The sequence below is a fragment of the Pseudomonas sp. GXM4 genome, assembly GCF_008923895.1.
Lineage (GTDB): Bacteria > Pseudomonadota > Gammaproteobacteria > Pseudomonadales > Pseudomonadaceae > Aquipseudomonas > Aquipseudomonas atacamensis.
Window position 1 is genome coordinate 20,114 of the sequence record NZ_WBRZ01000002.1, and the last position, 17,357, is coordinate 37,470.

At 58.8% G+C, this 17,357-nt stretch carries 17 protein-coding genes; 4 read left to right on the forward strand and 13 right to left on the reverse strand.

What is annotated here, in order from left to right:
- Positions 1–56: 56 nt before the first annotated feature.
- From pstA to pstS, 3 genes are all read right to left on the reverse strand, one after another.
- Positions 57–968 (reverse strand): phosphate ABC transporter permease PstA, encoded by a 912-nt coding sequence (pstA, locus tag F8N49_RS00595; protein ID WP_016774590.1) that lies wholly within the window; start codon positions 966–968, stop codon positions 57–59.
- Entirely contained in the window at positions 968–1,933 is a 966-nt protein-coding gene (pstC, locus tag F8N49_RS00600; protein WP_024012838.1) for a phosphate ABC transporter permease subunit PstC, read from the reverse strand. Before pstC ends, pstA begins: the two co-directional genes overlap by 1 nt.
- A gap of 74 nt (positions 1,934–2,007) precedes the next feature.
- Entirely contained in the window at positions 2,008–3,039 is a 1,032-nt protein-coding gene (pstS, locus tag F8N49_RS00605) for a phosphate ABC transporter substrate-binding protein PstS (RefSeq protein ID WP_051600442.1), read from the reverse strand.
- 313 nt (positions 3,040–3,352) lie between these two features.
- Here pstS and F8N49_RS00610 point away from each other — a divergent pair, with 313 nt between their 5' ends.
- Both F8N49_RS00610 and F8N49_RS00615 read left to right on the forward strand, forming a co-directional pair.
- The gene (locus F8N49_RS00610; RefSeq protein WP_151550618.1) at positions 3,353–4,792 is read left to right on the forward strand and encodes an ATPase domain-containing protein; all 1,440 of its coding nucleotides are present in this window, start codon (positions 3,353–3,355) and stop codon (positions 4,790–4,792) included.
- Between the two features lie 23 nt (positions 4,793–4,815).
- Positions 4,816–5,178, forward strand: coding sequence for a response regulator (locus F8N49_RS00615; RefSeq protein ID WP_122746352.1), 363 nt, complete (start codon positions 4,816–4,818; stop codon positions 5,176–5,178).
- Between the two features lie 21 nt (positions 5,179–5,199).
- Here F8N49_RS00615 and F8N49_RS00620 read toward each other — a convergent pair whose 3' ends face one another.
- The 9 genes from F8N49_RS00620 to F8N49_RS00660 form a co-directional block, all read right to left on the reverse strand.
- Entirely contained in the window at positions 5,200–6,114 is a 915-nt protein-coding gene (locus F8N49_RS00620) for a LysR family transcriptional regulator (RefSeq protein ID WP_071172325.1), read from the reverse strand.
- Positions 6,115–6,201: 87 nt separating this feature from the next.
- Positions 6,202–6,738 carry a 2,4'-dihydroxyacetophenone dioxygenase family protein gene (locus tag F8N49_RS00625; RefSeq protein ID WP_024012829.1) on the reverse strand — a complete coding sequence of 179 codons (537 nt, stop codon included), beginning with the start codon at positions 6,736–6,738 and terminating at the stop codon, positions 6,202–6,204.
- A 130-nt stretch (positions 6,739–6,868) separates the two neighbouring features.
- On the reverse strand, positions 6,869–7,993 hold the full coding sequence (locus F8N49_RS00630; protein ID WP_151550586.1) for a glycerol dehydrogenase: 1,125 nt from the start codon (positions 7,991–7,993) through the stop codon (positions 6,869–6,871).
- 24 nt (positions 7,994–8,017) lie between these two features.
- Positions 8,018–8,788, reverse strand: coding sequence for an SDR family NAD(P)-dependent oxidoreductase (locus F8N49_RS00635; RefSeq protein ID WP_073474645.1), 771 nt, complete (start codon positions 8,786–8,788; stop codon positions 8,018–8,020).
- A gap of 33 nt (positions 8,789–8,821) precedes the next feature.
- A complete protein-coding gene (locus tag F8N49_RS00640) occupies positions 8,822–9,526 on the reverse strand; it encodes an ABC transporter ATP-binding protein (protein ID WP_073474647.1) in 705 nt (234 codons plus the stop codon).
- A complete protein-coding gene (locus F8N49_RS00645; RefSeq protein WP_218574794.1) occupies positions 9,519–11,300 on the reverse strand; it encodes an ATP-binding cassette domain-containing protein in 1,782 nt (593 codons plus the stop codon). The genes F8N49_RS00640 and F8N49_RS00645 overlap by 8 nt, the downstream gene beginning before the upstream one ends.
- Before the next feature lie 11 nt (positions 11,301–11,311).
- Positions 11,312–12,187 carry a branched-chain amino acid ABC transporter permease gene (locus tag F8N49_RS00650; RefSeq protein ID WP_024012825.1) on the reverse strand — a complete coding sequence of 292 codons (876 nt, stop codon included), beginning with the start codon at positions 12,185–12,187 and terminating at the stop codon, positions 11,312–11,314.
- Positions 12,188–12,263: 76 nt separating this feature from the next.
- Positions 12,264–13,511 carry an ABC transporter substrate-binding protein gene (locus tag F8N49_RS00655; protein WP_151550588.1) on the reverse strand — a complete coding sequence of 416 codons (1,248 nt, stop codon included), beginning with the start codon at positions 13,509–13,511 and terminating at the stop codon, positions 12,264–12,266.
- A 201-nt stretch (positions 13,512–13,712) separates the two neighbouring features.
- Positions 13,713–14,618: a LysR family transcriptional regulator gene (locus F8N49_RS00660; protein ID WP_136493437.1), complete on the reverse strand. Its 906-nt coding sequence runs from the start codon at positions 14,616–14,618 to the stop codon at positions 13,713–13,715.
- A 118-nt stretch (positions 14,619–14,736) separates the two neighbouring features.
- Between F8N49_RS00660 and F8N49_RS00665 the strand changes: the two genes are divergently transcribed.
- Together F8N49_RS00665 and F8N49_RS00670 are read left to right on the forward strand one after the other, a co-directional pair.
- Positions 14,737–15,663, forward strand: a complete 927-nt coding sequence (locus tag F8N49_RS00665) for an alpha/beta hydrolase (protein ID WP_178116868.1) — start codon at positions 14,737–14,739, stop codon at positions 15,661–15,663.
- 94 nt (positions 15,664–15,757) lie between these two features.
- The gene (locus F8N49_RS00670; RefSeq protein ID WP_151550589.1) at positions 15,758–15,967 is read left to right on the forward strand and encodes a hypothetical protein; all 210 of its coding nucleotides are present in this window, start codon (positions 15,758–15,760) and stop codon (positions 15,965–15,967) included.
- A gap of 1 nt (position 15,968) precedes the next feature.
- Here the strand turns inward: F8N49_RS00670 and F8N49_RS00675 are convergent, their stop codons facing one another.
- Positions 15,969–16,943 carry an NAD-dependent epimerase gene (locus tag F8N49_RS00675; RefSeq protein WP_151550590.1) on the reverse strand — a complete coding sequence of 325 codons (975 nt, stop codon included), beginning with the start codon at positions 16,941–16,943 and terminating at the stop codon, positions 15,969–15,971.
- Between the last annotated feature and the right edge of the window lie 414 nt (positions 16,944–17,357).

The window sequence follows — 17,357 nt, forward strand, 5'->3', positions numbered from 1 at the left end:
ACAAACGGAGCGGCAATTTGCGCAGTGGATACGTTCAAAATCAGATGCTCCCGTTCTTAATACTTGGGCTTGCCGAAGATCCGGCTGATGATGTTCACGAACAGCACGATCATCACCAGCACCAACGAGGCCGCCCATGCGAGCTCGAGCTGGTTATCGAAAGGCATGCCGGAGAAGTTGTAGATCAGCACCGCCAATGAGGCAGTCGGATTCATGACATCGAGATTGCCCTGGTGGTAGATCCAGTAGTTGCTGAACAGCGCGGTAAACAACAGCGGTGCCGTCTCGCCTGCGGCACGCGCCACGGCGAGCATCACGCCAGTCAGGATTGCCGGCATGCCGGTCGGCAAGATGATTTTCCAGATGACCTGCGAGCGAGTGCAGCCCATGCCATAAGCAGCATCTTTCATGATCTTGGGCACCATCCGCATCGACTCTTCGGCGGTCAGCACCACGATAGGCAGCATCAGGACGGCGAGCGCCACGCCACCTGCCGGTGCCGAATACGTGCCGGTGGTCATCACTACCAAGGCGTAGGCAAATACACCTGCCAGGATTGATGGCAGGCCCGTAAGCATCTTGGCGGCAAAACGCGCGGCGTTCCCCAGCTTGCTGTCCGGCCCCAGTTCAGCCAGGAAAATGGCCGCCATGATCCCGACCGGCACCGCGATCGCTGCCGCGATACCGACCATCACAAAGGTACCCGCCATCGCATTGCCGAAACCGCCACCCATCTCGAAGCCGGTCGGCGGCAGTTCGGTGAAGACTTCCAGGTTCAGACGCGCGCCACCACGGGTGATCAGCATGTAGAGCACGGAAATCAGCGGCACGCTGGCGAGCAAAGCACCTGCCCAGACCAGGGTGGTCAGGATCAGGCTGCGCAGCGCACGGCCTTCGAATCTGCGTTGCAAGCTGGGCATCGCACCGGTTGGCGCCGTCAGGTCTGTTGCTGCGGTCAGATCAGTCATCACTTGTTACCCCGTTGGGCGTACATCATGATCATCGAGCCGAAAATGTTCACGATCAGCGTAATCAACATCAGCACAAGCGCGGCATACATCAACACCTCGATCTCGTTCGGCCCGGCTTCGGGGAAGTTCAGCGCCAGCAGAGCGGCAAGCGTGTTGGCCGGTGCAAACAGCGAGAGGGAAATGTTGTTGGCATTGCCGACCAGCATGGCCAGCGCCATCGTTTCACCCAGCGCGCGCCCCAGGCCCAGCACCAGAGAGCCGAAAATGCCGGTGGCGGCCGAAGGCACCATCACTTTGAGAATCGCTTCCCAATGGGTAGTGCCCATGCCGTACGCGGCCTGTTTGGTTTTCATCGGCACAGCCGTCAGCGCGTCCTGCGACACGGCGGCAATGGTCGGCAGAATCATGATCGCGAGCACCAGCGCTGCGGGCAGCAGGCCCGGACCGCTCAGGGACGTGCCGAAAAAAGGTATCCAGCCCAGTTCGCTGTTCAACCAGGTCGTCAGCGGCCGAATTGCCGGAATCACCACATAGATCCCCCACAGGCCATAGACCACGCTGGGAATGGCTGCGAGCAGTTCGACGATGGTGCGAAACAGCGCAGCGAGCTTGGTCGGCAGGAAATCCTGGGTCAGGAAAATCGCCATGCTCACGCCAAAAACACCGGCGATCAGCAACGCGATGAAGGCGCTGTAAAGCGTGCCCCAGATGGCCGGCAGGATGCCGTATTTGCCTTGGTTGACGTCCCACACGCTGCCCAGGAGCACATCGAAGCCGTGCTTCTCCATACCGGGAAGTGCCTTGCGTCCGACTTCGAACACCAGTGCAAATACCAGCGCCAGAATCAGTACCACACCGATGCGCGCCAGCGCGCGGAAGGTGCGATCAACCAGGAAATCCTTCGTCGAGGGTGGCTGGCAGGCAGAGTCGGGATTAACCGGTACGACAAAAGGTTTGTTCATGGGCTAAGTCCGGAACAGGGGGAAAACTCTCCCGGCGTGGCGCAGACGCACACGCCGAGAGAGACCTCACGGCGTTACTGAATGTTGGCGGACGCTTTGCGAACCTGTTCGACGACCGATTGTGGCAACGGGATGTAACCCATCGAATCGGCAATCTTCTGCCCCTCGGTCAGGCTGTATTCGACCATTTCACGCATGGCCTTGGCCTTGGCCGGGTTGCCATTGTCCTTGCGGAAAATCATCCAGGTATAAGAGGTGATCGGATAGGACTTGGCACCGTCCGGATCAGGCAGCCAGGCCACCAGGTTTTCCGGCATCTTCACCGCCGCCAGGGCCTCGGCACCGCTTTCGGCGTTTGGCACGACGTAATTGCCAGCCTTGTTCTGCAACTGGGCAAAGTCGACCTTGGCCAGCTTGGCGAAGCCATATTCGATGTAACCAATCGCACCAGGGGTCTGGCGTACGGTCGCGGTTACGCCATCGTTTTTCGGCGATTTGATGAACTTGTCACTGGCTGGCCAGTTGACGGTGTTGCCCTCACCCAACGCCTGCTTGAACTCGGCGTTGACGGTTGCCAGGTGCTTGGTGAATACCGCGGTCGTACCGCTGGAATCTGCACGCACGACAACGGTGATCGGCGTATCGGAGAGTTTCAGGTCCGGGTTGGCTGCGACGATCTGCGGATCGTTCCAGCGCGTGATCTTGCCCAGGAAAATGTTGGAATAGACGTCGCGTGGCAGCTTCAGACCCTTGGGATTGCCCGGCAGGTTATAGGCCAGCACGATTTCCCCGGCGGTCATTGGCAGCAACTGCACGCCTTCGGCGACCTTGGCGATATCTTCGTCTTTCATTGCCGAGTCACTGGCAGCGAAATCCACGGTTTTGTTCAAGAAGTCCTGTACGCCCGCGCCACTGCCCTTGGATTGGTAATCGACAGTGACGCCATCGGATTTCTTGCTGAAATCCTTGAACCAGGTCAGATAGATCGGCGCCGGGAAACTTGCTCCGGACCCCGTCAGGCGAACATTTTCTGCTGCAAAGGAGGCCGAGGTGGCACAAAGAGATACCGCAATGGCGAGCGCAGCAGACTTCATCAAACTTTTCATTAAATGACACCTAGTGATTACGGGCTCCCGAACTCTGCAGCAGTTTTATGACGATTTCATGAAAGCAAAGTGGCAAGCGCTACCCTCATGGTCCGCAGCAGCGCCTATGGATGAAATCGGCTTCCGGGTTTCGAAAAATCGAATCTTCCTGTGCCGGACTTGTCACTACCCCCTGATCCCGAGCAGTCACGTGCCAGGTTCACATTGCAAAAACGCTACTTTTCCCCAGCCTTTATGGCCCTCAACCGGAAATGGCGTTAGCATTTCACTCATTCGGCTGAACAAGCCTGTTTATTCAGATCAGGGTCGCATTGTGGAAAAGCTAAAACGCCTTCAAAGCGGGATCGAAGGGCTCGACGCGCTGCTTCAGGGGGGCTTTGTCGCCGGCGCTTCATACATCATTCAAGGGCGCCCGGGCTCCGGCAAGACCATCCTTGCCAACCAGCTAGGGTTTCACCATGCCCGCAACGGCGGCCGAGTGCTGGTCGCCACGTTGCTGGCCGAGTCCCACGACCGCCTGTTCCAGTTCCTGTCGACCATGAGTTTTTTCGACGCTTCGCGAGTCGGCGCGGAAATTCAGTTTGTCAGCGCATTCGATACGCTGGAAAACGAAGGCCTCGATGAAGTCGTGAAGCTGCTGCGACGTGAAATCACTCGGCAGAAGGCGACCGTCATGGTCGTCGATGGCCTGCTCAATGCACGTTCCAAAGCCGACTCGCCGATCGATACGAAAAAATTCATCTCTGAACTGCAAGGCCATGCCGCATTTGCCGGTTGCACCGTGCTGTTCCTGACCAGCTCGCGCCTGGACGACGGCAGCCCCGAGCATACGATGGTCGACGGCGTCATCGAAATGGGTGAAGAGCTGTTCGGTACCCGTTCGGTACGGCGCATTCATTTGCGCAAGACTCGCGGCAGCGGCGCGTTGACCGGTCTTCACGAATGTGAAATCACCGATAACGGCCTGGTCGTCTATCCGCGCCTCGAAAGTCTCTACAAGCGCCCTTCCGCCCCTGACAGCGCGGACATGACGCGCATTCCAAGCGGCATTGCTTCACTGGATGACATCCTCGGTGGTGGCTTGCACAGCTCCAGCGTGACGCTGGTCATGGGGCCTTCCGGGATCGGCAAGACCACGCTGGGTCTGAAGTTCATCGCACAGTCGACGGCCGAAGCGCCGGGCCTGCACTTCGGCTTCTATGAAAGCCCGCAGCGGCTGCGCCTGAAAGGCCGTTCGCTGGGCATTGATATCGAACACATGGAACACAGCGGTGCGCTGAGCATTGCCTGGCAGCCAACAACGGAGGGTTTGCTCGATGGCCTCGGCGCACGCCTGCTGAGCCTGGTCGATGAGAGAGGCATCAAGCGCCTGTTCATCGATAGCCTGAGCGGCATGACACGGGTGTCAACCACACCGGAACGCATCACCGACTTTTTCAGTGCATTGATGAACGAACTGCGGTCCAGAGGCGTGACGGTCTTTGCCTCCTGGGAAATGCGCGATTTGTTCGGCTCCGAGGTCAGCGCACCGAACTCTGACCTGTCCAGTATTGTCGACAACCTGATCCTCATGCGTTTCTTTGAGAATCACGCTGAACTTCGCAGGACGCTTTCCATTCTTAAGGTACGTGATAGCTCCTACAACCCGTCGCGGTTCGAGGTGGTTGTCCGTGATCAAGATGTGTTCCTGGAAAAGGCTTTGAAAAATGAACCTTCAGTCGCAGCTGAGTCATTGCCTGGTTCAATTTCGTAAGTCTTCAAGCGGGTTGAAATAACATGACCACCATTCTGGTAGTCGACGACGAGTATCTGATTGCTGACATTCTTGGCTTTGCGCTAGAGGATGAGGGCTTCATGACTGTGACCGCGAGCAATGGCAAGAAGGCTCTCGAAGTGCTGGAAAGAGAACGTCCAGCCCTGGTCATCACTGACTTCATGATGCCGGTCATGGACGGCCTCGAATTCGCCGAAGCCGTGCGTGCCCAGCCGTCCGTCAAACACTTGCCGATCATTCTCATGAGTGGCGCGCAAGCGCACATCGGCATGCAGCGCTCGGATCTGTTTGATGTGGTAGTGCCCAAGCCGTTTGATATTGCGGTGATTGTGGCTGAGGTAAAGAGGCTGTTGGCGACGGAGTAGTCCGTCGCTGACGCCAGTCTTTTACAGCCAGCTTTCAGTTTTCCACGGATGCTCACGCCACTTGTTCTGAAAAAACTCGATGAACACTCGTATCCGTGGACTCAAATGCTTGCGATCCGAATAAAGCAGGTAGATCGGCTCGACCACACCCGTTTTGAAATCCTCAAGCAACGGCACCAGCGTTCCCGCTTTTACATCAAGTCCGATATGAAAGTCCGCAAGCTTCACCACGCCAGCGCCTGACAGCGCCATGTCGCGCAACAGATCGCCTTGAGTAAACGACGCGCTGGCGGTCACCGGTACCGAGACGCCGTCTCCATCCTGCAAAAATGACCATTTGTTCCACGGGCTGACGAAGCTGAAATTGAAGCAACGATGATTCAGCAAGTCTGCGGGTGTGGTTGGTGTGCCGTGTTCAGCCAGGTACTGGGGCGAGGCACAGATCAGCCATTCACATTCGCCGATGCGTCTGGCAATGCGTGATGAGCTGGGCAATACGCCGCTGTGGATGGCGATATCGAGCCCTTGCTCGAAGTGATCGACGAATTGCGCGCCGAGTTGGATCTCAACGTCCAGTGAGGGATACAAATCCAGAAATTCCGGTAGCCACGGCACGATCTGGTGTTTGGCGAAAGAGGTCATGGTGTGGATGCGCAGGGTGCCACTGACCCTGGAGGGCAACGCCTCGGCCAGCGAGTCCGCCTCGTTCATGGCTTCGACGACGGCTTTGGCGCTGCGCAGGTAAGCGGCGCCCTCCTCGGTCAGCGTCAGCACGCGTGAGCCGCGCTGGAACAGCCGGACCTGCAAGCGATCTTCCAGGCGAGTGATCAGTTTGCTGACCGCTGATGGCGTCAGGTGATGGGCGCGCGCGGCAGCAGAAAAACTTCCACATTCGGTAGACCAGATAAAAGCGAGTAGCTGCGAATAATTGTCCATGGCCGGTCCTGGCGAAAAGCTTGAAGGCATGTTGTCTCAACGCTCATGAAAAAGCGCGCCGAAGCGCGCTTTTTCCTGGGGTCCGGGTCAGCGAATGAACTGTTCGATGTAGTCGTCCGGCAAACCCAGCGTCTTGTAATGCGCTCGGGCGGCTTCAAGCTTGGTGAACACATCTTCGTAACCCACGGCAACGCCCTGCGGATCGACGTAAGTGTAGCCACCCTGCACGTGGAACCAGGTGATCATTTCACTCACATCCTCGGGGACGAACAGGGTATGCGTTTCACCGGGCGGCTCATAGGCAAAAGACCCCTCCTCCGCGACCCAGTCATGCTCCAGGTAGTACCAGCGACCCTTGAGCACGATCGCATGCACGCCGCCGGTATGGCGGTGACGCGACAGCACGCCGGCCTGACGCACCCGCAACAGGTTGATGTAATAGCCGCCGCTGGTGTTGAGCAGCAATGGCTTGAAGGAGACAGATTTCGTTACCGGCACCCACAGCGCATCGTCTTCGAGCCACTGCGTCATGACGCCCGGATGCACCATGTCGGGCGTCATGAAGGGAACTTGCGGCAACTGGTACGCAATGGCGAGCTCATCAGGTTTAACAGGAGTATTCATAGTCAGGCCTCTAGGTTTTCTTGACGAACTCACAGCACTTTATTGCGCCAGGATTTCGCTTGAGGGAAAGGTTATGGCGTCGCGGTACGGGAGAAAACAGCTACTTGGTCATACCTGTTGTGACACAGGATCACAGCGTCGCGGGCGGCTTCGCGCAGCCTCTGATCAACCGCGCCCCCAGGCTGTCAGCCGCCGCCAATCCTTCCACCAGGCGCTGGTAGGTCAAGGGCGGCTGCATGTTTCTGGCGTATGCCGCCGATAAGGTCGCGTCCACGAGAATAGTGATCTGCGCCGTCGTCAACGGCGTGCGCTGACCCAGCTCAGCGAGCGTCACAGGCAGCTTCACCGCGTGCAGCAGACGCGCGACCTGTTCAATCTCTTCGGCCGGTCGCGCCTCCACCGCCATCTGCACCAGCGTGCCGAACGCTACCAGTTCGCCGTGCAGCATCGACGCCATCGCCGGTATCGCGGTCAGCCCCCGAACGAGGGCATGGGACAGTGACAAACCACCGCTCTCGAAACCGACACCGCTGATCAGCACGGTGCCTTCGATGACCCGCTCGACATCATCGGTGAGTTCATGTCGACACACCGCCTGATAAGCCGGGACGCCGTACTGCATCAGCGTGTCGAAAACCAGGTTGGTGAGCATCAATGCCGTGTGCAGCGGCGGTGTGCCGAAAGAGTTGTGGCCGCCGGCGGCGTAGCACTGTCGGGCTTCGAATTTCTTGCTGATGGCATCGCCGATGCCGGCCGCGAAGAACCGTGCCGGCGCCTGAACGATGACCTCTGTATCGACAATCACCGCAGCGGGATTCATCTTCAGGAACTCCACGCCCACCACTTTGTGCTCTTCGTCGTAAAGCACGATCAGCCGACTCGTTGGCGCGTCACTTGAAGCGATCGTGGGGCAGACAATGATCGGTACGTCGAGATTGGCCGCCAGCCCCTTCGCCGTATCGATGGTCTTGCCACCGCCCAGCGCAATGATCGTGTCGGGGGCGTGCAGCAATGCCTGCTCGGATAACTGCGCAATCGCAGCGCGCGTGCACTCGCCGGGAAACTCGATGTGCAATGGCTCCAATCCCTGGTCCTGCAACGCGGCGCCAACCTGCGGCCATAGATGCCGGGCGACAAACTCATCGCAAAGCACCAGCGGCCGTGATCGGCCCATGTCGCTCAGCACTCTGCCCAATTGGTGCAATGCATTCGGACCCTGCTCGTAGCGTCCGGGAAATCCCATCGTTTTAACCATGACAAACGTCCTCGCAAGAAGTCATCAGCGCATCAACCAGCCGCCCGCGACATCAACCACCTGGCCGGTAATGAAGTCGCTTTCGCTTGACGTGAGAAAACACGCCGCCCTCGCCACCTCAAGCGGTGTGCCGAGCCTGCGCAGCGGTGTCTCGTCGACTACGGCTTGATTGGCCTGGGCCGATACGGTCTTGAGCAATGGCGTTTCGATGCGTCCCGGTGCCAGCGCATTGGCGGTGACACCGAACGGCCCGAGTTCGCCGGCCAGGTGGCGGGTAAAGCCGATGATTGCGGCTTTGGTCGCACTGTAGTGCGCTGCGACAATCGGCAAGAACGCGCTGCCCGCCACCGAAGACATATTGACGATGCGCCCGAACCGGCGCTCGACCATGCCGGGCGCGAGCACTCGCACCAGGTTGAAGGAGCCATTGAGGTTGATATCGACAACCCGCTGCCACTCATCCGGTGCCATGGTCCAGATCGGCGCGGGTGCGCCGTGGTGTTTGGGCGAAATGCCGGCGTTGTTGATCAGGGTATCGATGGGGCCGAGCTCACCTTGCACGCGCTCGCATGCAGCAGCGCAGTCTTGAAAACTCGCGACATCAGCCTGCGCCCACGCGACCGCAAAACCCGCATCACGCAACGCCCCGGCCTGCTGTTGCACCTTGTCGACATCAGCGTCGAGCAGCGCCACCGCTGCACCTTCTTCGCAATACAACCGCGCGATCGCCGCACCGATGCCGCCACCGGCGCCGGTGACCATTACGGTGCGCCCGGCGTGTCTGGAATGAGTCATGACCTTCTCTCGCTTGCAGATGAATGGACTGGGTCAGAGCCCCAGATAAGCACGCTTGACGTGCGGGTTTTCCAGCAGTTCCTGGCCGGTGCCGCTGAGCACCACTTCGCCGTTCTCCAGCACGTAACCTCGATGAGCAATGCGCAGCGTATGAACGATGTTCTGCTCGACGATCAACACGGTGGTGCCCAACTGGAGAATCCTGTTGATGATCTCGAAGACCTGCGACACCAGCAGCGGCGACAGGCCCAGCGACGGCTCATCAAACATCAACAATTTCGGCTCGGCCATCAGGCCCCGGGCGATGGCAACCATTTGTTGTTCGCCGCCCGACAGTGTCCCGGCGTTCTGATCAAGACGTTCGCGCACCCTCGGAAACAGATCGAGAATATTGTCCAGACGCTGCCTGTAGCCCGCTCGTGCACTGCGTTTGTAGGCGCCCATCAAGAGGTTGTCGCGCACGCTGATGAAGGGAAACAACTGGCGCCCCTCCGGTATCAGCGTCAGGCCCGCGTCGACAATCTGATCGGGGCGATTGCCATCGATACGCTGGCCTTCAAACTCGATCGTGCCTTGGGACGGTGTGACGATGCCGCACAAGCTGCGCAGGGTCGTGGTTTTGCCGGCGCCGTTGGCGCCGACGATAGTCACCACCTCACCGGCATTGACCTCGAACGACACGCCACGAAGGATCTCCGTACCGCCATAGCCGCTGTGGACGTTGTCGAGTTTAAGCATGGCTGTACTCCTTACCGAGGTAGGCTTCGATAACCTGAGGATCGTTGATCACATCGTGAGGCGCGCCCTGCATCAGCAGCGTGCCGGAACTGATCACGACGATGCGGTCAGAAAGGCTCATGGTGGCTTGCATCAAGTGCTCGATCATCAACACGCTGACGCCCGAATCACGCACCCGGCGAATCACTGCGATGGCCTTGGCAACATCCGTCGGGTTGAGCCCGGCCATGACTTCATCGAGCAACAGGATGCGCGGGCGGGTCGCCAGAGCGCGGGCCATTTCCAGGCGTTTCATGCCGCCGACCGTCAAGTTGCGCGCCCGGGTGTCGAGCAGCGCGGTGAGTTCGGTCAGCTCGGCGACTTGCTCGGCGATCGCCCTCGCCTCCTTCGCATCGGCGGTGTGCATGAATGCACCGAGCATGATGTTTTCGCAGACACTCAAATCAGCGAATGGCTGGACGATCTGAAAGGTCCGGCCAATGCCTGCCCTGGCGAACTCGGCCGGGCTGCTCGGGGTGACCCAGTCGCCATTGAGCAGGCGCACTTTCACTTGGCCTTTGGACGGCAGGAGAAATCCGGAGAGCTGGTTGAACACTGTGGTTTTGCCGGCGCCGTTCGGGCCGATCACACCCACGATTTCGCCTTCGGCCAAGCTCAGCGAAACATCGTTGGTGGCGTGCAGTCCGCCAAAGAACTTGTGCAGGTTTTCTGCGACCAGAACCGGCTCACCGTGCGTGGCCGAGTGGGGTTGCGCCAAGGTCGGCCCGATCGGTGCTTTTGTATTTGCCATCGAACGACGGCCGCCGGGCAATGAGTCGATCCAGGCAAATATCCGGGCCCCAAAACGCCCCACCACGCCTTGCGGAATAGTCAGCACCACCACGACCAGCACGATGCCATAGACCAGACCGTGCACCCCGCTGCCCAGATCGCCAAGCCAGCCGCGTGCCAGTTCAGCCAGCGGCAGCACCAGCAAAGTGCCGATCAGCGGTCCCGATACCGTGCCCAGTCCACCAATCAACGCGAACATGGCGATCTGAATCGACATCTCGAGAGAAAACATCGAGCCGGGTTCGATGAAGGTCAGGTACATCGCGTGAAAGCTGCCGACCAGGCTGGTGATAAATGCGGACAACACCACGGCGATCAGCTTGACCTTGACCGAGTTCACGCCCACCGCATGGGCGGCGTCTTCACGTTCACGCACGGCGATCAGGTAATAACCCAGTCGGGAATTCTTGATCTTCCACGACACCGCCAATGTGATGAGCAGAAACGCGAAGGCAATCAGCAGGTATGGCCAGCGCGGGCGGAACAACATCCACTCGAAACCGAGCTTCAGCGGTACGCCCAGCCCTGCCGCACCACCGGTCACGTCATGCTGATTGATCGCCACCAGACGCACGACCTCCAGCACCGCAATGGTCGCCAAGGCAAAAAACGGCCCGCGCAATCTGAAGCACGGCCAACTGATCAGCACCGCGACAATCGAGGACAGGATTGCGCCAGCGAACATGCCGATCCATGGACTGATGCCCATTTTCATCATCAACAGCGTCGTCGTGTAAGCGCCCACTCCATAGAACACGGCATGCCCCAACGACAGCTGGCCGGCAAACCCGCCGACGATGTTCCAGGCACTGGCCAGTGCCGCATAACTGCATATGAGGATGAACAGGTGATAAACGAACGGCGAGCCAACGCTCAATGGAATGATCAGTAACAGCGCCAGGGCCAGTGCACTGACATAGACACGCGGGTGCAAAATATTCATGACCATTTTCCTCACTCAGACCCGCGACCGGCGCCGAAAAGACCTGTCGGACGAAACACCAGGATGCCCAGGAAAATCGTGAAATAGACGACCTCCTTGAGGTCCGGCGCGATGTAGTAACCGGCGAGACTGTCGACGATGCCGATCAGCATTGAACCGATCAGTGCGCCGGACAGACTGCCCAGACCGCCCAGCACCACAATCACAAACGCCGTCAGCACGAAGAAAGTGCCAACGGTTGGAAAGACCGGATATTGCGGAGCGATCAGTCCCGAGGCGACGCCCAGGCAGGCGCAACCCAGGCCGAAGGCAAACACATAGATGTTCTTGACGTTGACGCCCATCAGTTGCGCCGCGTTGCGATGCTGTGCAGTAGCGCGCACGGCCCGGCCGAGAAAGGTGTTCTGCAAAAACCAGTGCAGCCCCGCGACCAGTGCGAGCGACGCGACAAACGTGATCAACTGACCGCTGCTGACGCGAAAGGCGCCGAAGCTGACGGTTGTGGTACCGACGCTGATGTTCTTCACCGTCATGACGTCGGCACCGAAGATCAGCAACGCGCCGTTCATCAGGGCAATCGAGACGCCGACGGTGGCGAAAATCTGGATATGTCCCTCGGCGCCAAGCAACGGCTGAATGATGAAACGCTGCATTGCCGCACCAGCGGCAAACAACAGGATCGTTGCAGGAATGATCGCCATATACGGGTGGATGCCGAAGTGCGAATTCAGCAAGTACACGGCATACAGGCCGATCATCAGAAACTCGCCATGGGCGAAGTTGACCACACGCACGATGCCGAAAATCAAAGTCAGGCCGATGCTGATGATGGCCAACGTGCCACCGAGCAATAAGCCGTTCAACAGGAGCTGGATGAAAATTTCCACGGTTGGCGCCCTCTTTGCGAGCGAACGAACCCGTGAAGCTCAATGATCAAGCTTCAGCAGATTGCGGGTTCAGGTATCAGGGTTGGTCGGAAAAACGCGCTTGGGCAACGGCGGCTGCCTGGGGGTAAACGGTTTTCAGCAGTCCGTTCTGCCACTGCATGATTGCCGTATTGGCGCGCTGGTTCTGGCCGTTCTTGCCAAACCTGGCACCGATGCCGGCAGCCGTGCCACCGAGAGGAATATCGATGGTTGCCACCGAGGCACGGATCGTATCGGCGTCCAGCGAAGTACTGTTTTCCATGGCATCGAGGAATATCTTCGCCCCGACATAGTTGATCAGGCTGTGGCCCGAGCGCGGTTCGCTGCCGTAGCGATCCTTGTATGCCTTGGCGAACGCCCCGATACCGGGAGCGCCGTTTTCATTGGTCTGGAACTGTGGGAAATCGACATCGAGCACGCCTTCCATATTGGCTGCGCCGACGACCTTGACCGTGTCCTGCATGGAATAGCCGCCGCCGGCGCCGATAACGGCTTTGGGCCTGAAACCGGCTTCGCGGATCTGGCGGAAAAACAGCGTCGTGTCATTCTGATAACTGGTCTGCAATACCACATCCGCCTGGGCGCCCTTCAAACGCAGGATCAGCGATGAGAGATCAACCGCTTTGGCCGAATACGGCAGTACCTCGACCACATTCAGACCTTGCTCCTGAGCGATCTTTTTCTGAAACCCGGCGATGGTCGTACCGTACAGCGCATCCTCGTGGATGATCGCGACCTTCAATTGTTTCGGATCGACCTTGAGCGATGGGCTGACAATCTCCGTGATGGCGGTGATGGTGCCTTCGGCAAAATTCCTGGCGGTCGGGTTGCTGCGCATCACGTAGCTCAGATCACGCTCAGTGATGTGGTCGGACACCGCACCCAATTCGAAAAACGGCACCCCCGCCATCTCCGTCACCTGCGTGGCCGCAAATGACAGCGCCGAGGAATAGCTGCCAAATACAGCAGTGACGTTCTCAACAGAGGTAAGCCGGCGCGCGGCACCGACCGCTTGTCCCGCATCGACTGCGTCGGCCTTGAGCAACTTGATTGGCTCGCCCTTCAACCCCCCCAAGGCATTTCGTTCGGCGACGGCCAGTTCGAGGCCACGGTAGCTCTCGTCGCCCAGCAACGCCAGGGATCCACTCAGGGGATAAAGCGCACCGATCCTGATGTCCGCGAGCGCGGCAACCGGAGTGGACAGGCAAAGCAGGATGCCGGCAGCTTTCAGCCAGCTTTTCGCGGTAGCCGCCACGGCCACGACTTCCTCTTGAGCGAGTCTCATTGGATTCATCTCCCGCAGATATTGTTTTTATTGTTCCTTCAAGTGATCCGTGCCGAGCACAGACATCGTCGGATTACAGTGGCGATGACACGCAAGTTTCTGCGCCACTGTTTGCAAGAGTACGGCTCGCCAAGATTGGCTGGATATAGCTGAAAAAGCACACCTGCTGTGAATTTGCGGCACAGCTCCTATGGGGGCTGATCAGTCCCAAGGCGCCGGTGACCACGCTTCCACCAGCCTGTCGATGAACAGGCGAATCTTCGGCGACAGGTGTCGCTTGCTCGGGTAAATCACCCGGATCGGCTCGGCAGCCTCGGCGTGCTCTGCGAGCAACTGCACGAGCTTGCCACTGCGCAAGTCATCGTTGACCACATAGGATGGCAACGTCGCGATACCGAGGCCTGCGGCAGTCGCCTGATGCAAGGCTTCAGCGCTGTCCATCTGCAGCCGTCCAGCATGAATGACCGGCACAGGCTGACCATTGACGCGAAAATTCCACGCCAGCAATCGGCCGCCGCTGACGAAGTGCAGGCACGCATGCCCGGCCAGATCTTCGGGTGTCTGCGGTGCCGGATGTTCTTTCAGATAATCGGGCGCGGCACAGGTGATCATTTGCTGGTAAGCCACCGTGCGCGTGAGTAGTCCGGAGTCTTCCTTGGGCGGACCGATGCGAATCGCCAGATCGAAACCCTCGTCGATCAGGTCGACCAGCCGATCGGAAAACGTCGCATCGATGGCGAGCGACGGCCAGTCTCTCAGGCAGCGCTCGATGTGCTGTACAACGTGCAGCCGGCCCAGTGCTACCGGCAGGCTCATGCGCAAGCGGCCGCTGGGCGTCGAACGGCGGAACGCCAAAGCCTCTTCGACCTCGTCCAGATCCTGCAGGATGCCCACACATCGCTCATACAGCACCCGGCCATCGTCGGTCAGGCTCAGGCTGCGGGTGGTGCGGTTGAGCAGGCGGACCTGCAGACGCGATTCGAGCCGCACGATCGATTTACCGACGGCCGAGCGGGTCAGCCCGAGCTGCCTGGCCGCCGCCGTAAAACTTCCAGTATCCACCGAGGCGACGAAGGCGGCGATGTCGTTCAGGTTATGCAGTTCCATGTGGCCTCCGGGTTTGGCATTCAAGCGGCTTGGCACCGGTTATGGGGAACCCTATTCCCCAATCATGAGCATAACATCTCGATTAGTTAATCCATCACCAACGCCTGATTGAGGTCATATGAACACTGAAGTAAAAGCAGCCGTGCAAACCTGGGCCAATAGCCTCAGCGATCTGGTACCTGTGCTCAAGGGCACCGATACCACCACAAGGATGAGCGACATCCGCGATGCCTACGCAAAAATGCTCGGGCAGAATCAACCACCGGCTGGCGTGAGGTTTGAAGCAGTCGACATGGGCGGCGTGCCCGCTACGCTGGTGACTCCGGATGAACTCAAGACCGACGCGGTGCTGATATACATCCACGGCGGCGCCTACATCGTCGGTCGACCTGACGGCTACCACGGCATCGGCGGCAACTACGCAAAAATGCTTGGCGCGCGGGTGTACATGCCGGATTACCGCCTCGCACCCGAGCATCAGTTCCCCGCCCCCATCGATGACACTTTGCGCGCCTATGAGTGGTTGCTTGAGCAGAACATCGCCGCCAGCAAGATTGCCTTCGCAGGCGAGTCGGCGGGTGGCGCGATGGTGGTCAGCGTGATGGTCGCGGCAAAATCCAAAGGCTTGCCCTTGCCCGCAGTGGGTTCGTCCATCTCGCCATGGGCCAACCTCGAACACACCGGCGCCTCCATGAGCAATCGTGAAGGCCTTGACCCGCTAAACTCCAAGCCCGTGCTGGATATCCTCGCGCGAGCCTTTCTCGGCGACACCTTGGCCAACCATCCGCTGGCGTCGCCGGTGTTCGCCGACGTCACCGGACTGCCACCGATTCTGGTACAGATCGGCGAAAACGAACTGATGCTCAGTGACGCCTTGCGTCTGGCCAATCACCTGGCGGACAACCGCGTCCGGGTCAATCTTGAAGTGTGGCCCGGCATGTTTCACGCCTGGCATTTCTATGCGGGCATGCTGGCCGAGGGGCAGCAGGCGCTGGAGAGTTCGGTGCGGTTTATCGAGGCGGGGTTGATTGGGGCGGCTCGCTGATCAGACAGCATTCGCTGCTGATCGGCGACACTTCTGGCTGTATAGCTCGGCGCCTTGGCGGTATGGTGGTTTGCCGACCGCCGAGAAACCCTGAATGCCGAAAAAACCACCAGCCCCTGAGAACACCGCCAGCGCAGCCGACATCGAACGCGCCATTCTGGCCTTGAACAAAATGGCCGAACGCCTGTGGGGCGACGGGCGTGAATCCGAGGCCAAGGCGCTGCTCGATGCACTGGATGCGCTGAACCGCGCCCTCGACCGGATCCGCATCGGGGAAAGTCGCAGGGCCGTCACCCTGCACTGAATCAGACCTGGTAAAACTCGCGATACCACTGCACGAACGCTTGCACGCCCTGCTCGATCGGTACCTGCGGACTGAAGTCGATGCAGCGTGCCAGCGCCGATACGTCGGCCCAGGTCTTCAGCACGTCGCCCTCCTGCATCGGCAGATAATGGCGCTGGGCTTTGATGCCCAATGCCTGCTCCAGGCATTCGACGAAGCTCATCAGCGCTACTGGACTGCCGCGGCCGATATTGAACAGGCGATTGGTGCCGCGCTCGGCGCTGAGTGCGGGCGGTTTGTCGAGCAAGCGCAAAATCGCTTCGACGATGTCGTCGATAAAGGTGAAGTCGCGCGCCATTTCGCCTTGGTTGTAGAGGTCGATGGCGCGCCCGTTGAGCATCGCTTCGGTGAATTTGAACAGCGCCATGTCCGGTCGACCCCACGGGCCGTACACGGTAAAGAAGCGCAGGCCGGTGGCTTGCAAGCCGTAGAGATGGCAGTAACTGTGCGCGATCAGTTCGTTGGCGCGTTTGCTCGCGGCGTACAACGAAACCGGTTGATCGACCGGATCGTCTTCTGCAAACGGCATCTTGGTATTGGCGCCATACACCGAACTGCTCGATGCATAGATCAAGTGCTCTGGAGGGTGACGACGGCACGCTTCCAGAACGTTGAGAAACCCGACCAGATTCGACTGCGCATAGGCATCAGGATTGTCCAGCGAGTAGCGCACACCGGCCTGCGCAGCGAGGTGAATGACCTGTTTGTAGTGGCCGTGTTCGAACAACGCGGTCAAAGCGCTCTGATCGACAATGTCCAGCCGCTGAAACGTGAAATTGGCCAGCGTCTGCAATCTCTGCAAACGCGCCTGTTTGAGTTTGACGTCGTAATAAGGATTGAGATTGTCGATCCCCACAACCTCGAGCCCTTCGCGACATAAACGCATGACCGTGTGATAACCGATAAAACCTGCGGCCCCCGTTACCAGAACACTCATGATTGCCTCGGCTCAGCTGTTTGACTTCAAGAAATATGCAGCCCGAACATTTACCTGCGAACGACCGTAACTATTCATAGACGACCTTAGTTACTCGGGCCAGCAGCATCCGACGCGAGGCATCTAAAATCAAAACTTCTTACGAACCGAAACATGTAAGATTGAAACTAATTTGCTATCACGCGCGCCATCTAACCCGCGCGACTTCAACAACTTCGAAAAGTTTAAAAAACCCGACGAATAAAATCCGCCTTGACCAAACAATGACTTACGTGAGATGGCCATCATCAGCGGATGAAAGGTAATGTTTTTGACTGTTAGCAATTGACAGCTTGCAAAGACTGGCCGATAACTAATCACTGCCCGATGAGCTCGCGCCGACGCGCACTTTTCTGCTCTCCGGCTATTTATGTA

Bases quoted from the DNA above. Each gene is read 5' to 3' on its own strand.
- F8N49_RS00670 (WP_151550589.1), top strand. From the start codon at position 15,758: ATGCCGAAAAAACCACCAGCCCCTGAGAACACCGCCAGCGCAGCCGAC.
- F8N49_RS00665 (WP_178116868.1), top strand. From the start codon at position 14,737: ATGAACACTGAAGTAAAAGCAGCCGTGCAAACCTGGGCCAATAGCCTC.
- F8N49_RS00675 (WP_151550590.1), bottom strand. From the start codon at position 16,943: ATGAGTGTTCTGGTAACGGGGGCCGCAGGTTTTATCGGTTATCACACG.
- pstC (WP_024012838.1), bottom strand. From the start codon at position 1,933: ATGAACAAACCTTTTGTCGTACCGGTTAATCCCGACTCTGCCTGCCAG.
- F8N49_RS00660 (WP_136493437.1), bottom strand. From the start codon at position 14,618: ATGGAACTGCATAACCTGAACGACATCGCCGCCTTCGTCGCCTCGGTG.
- F8N49_RS00625 (WP_024012829.1), bottom strand. From the start codon at position 6,738: ATGAATACTCCTGTTAAACCTGATGAGCTCGCCATTGCGTACCAGTTG.
- pstA (WP_016774590.1), bottom strand. From the start codon at position 968: ATGACTGATCTGACCGCAGCAACAGACCTGACGGCGCCAACCGGTGCG.
- F8N49_RS00655 (WP_151550588.1), bottom strand. From the start codon at position 13,511: ATGAGACTCGCTCAAGAGGAAGTCGTGGCCGTGGCGGCTACCGCGAAA.
- F8N49_RS00645 (WP_218574794.1), bottom strand. From the start codon at position 11,300: ATGAATATTTTGCACCCGCGTGTCTATGTCAGTGCACTGGCCCTGGCG.
- F8N49_RS00630 (WP_151550586.1), bottom strand. From the start codon at position 7,993: ATGGTTAAAACGATGGGATTTCCCGGACGCTACGAGCAGGGTCCGAAT.
- F8N49_RS00620 (WP_071172325.1), bottom strand. From the start codon at position 6,114: ATGGACAATTATTCGCAGCTACTCGCTTTTATCTGGTCTACCGAATGT.
- F8N49_RS00635 (WP_073474645.1), bottom strand. From the start codon at position 8,788: ATGACTCATTCCAGACACGCCGGGCGCACCGTAATGGTCACCGGCGCC.
- F8N49_RS00640 (WP_073474647.1), bottom strand. From the start codon at position 9,526: ATGCTTAAACTCGACAACGTCCACAGCGGCTATGGCGGTACGGAGATC.
- F8N49_RS00615 (WP_122746352.1), top strand. From the start codon at position 4,816: ATGACCACCATTCTGGTAGTCGACGACGAGTATCTGATTGCTGACATT.
- pstS (WP_051600442.1), bottom strand. From the start codon at position 3,039: ATGAAAAGTTTGATGAAGTCTGCTGCGCTCGCCATTGCGGTATCTCTT.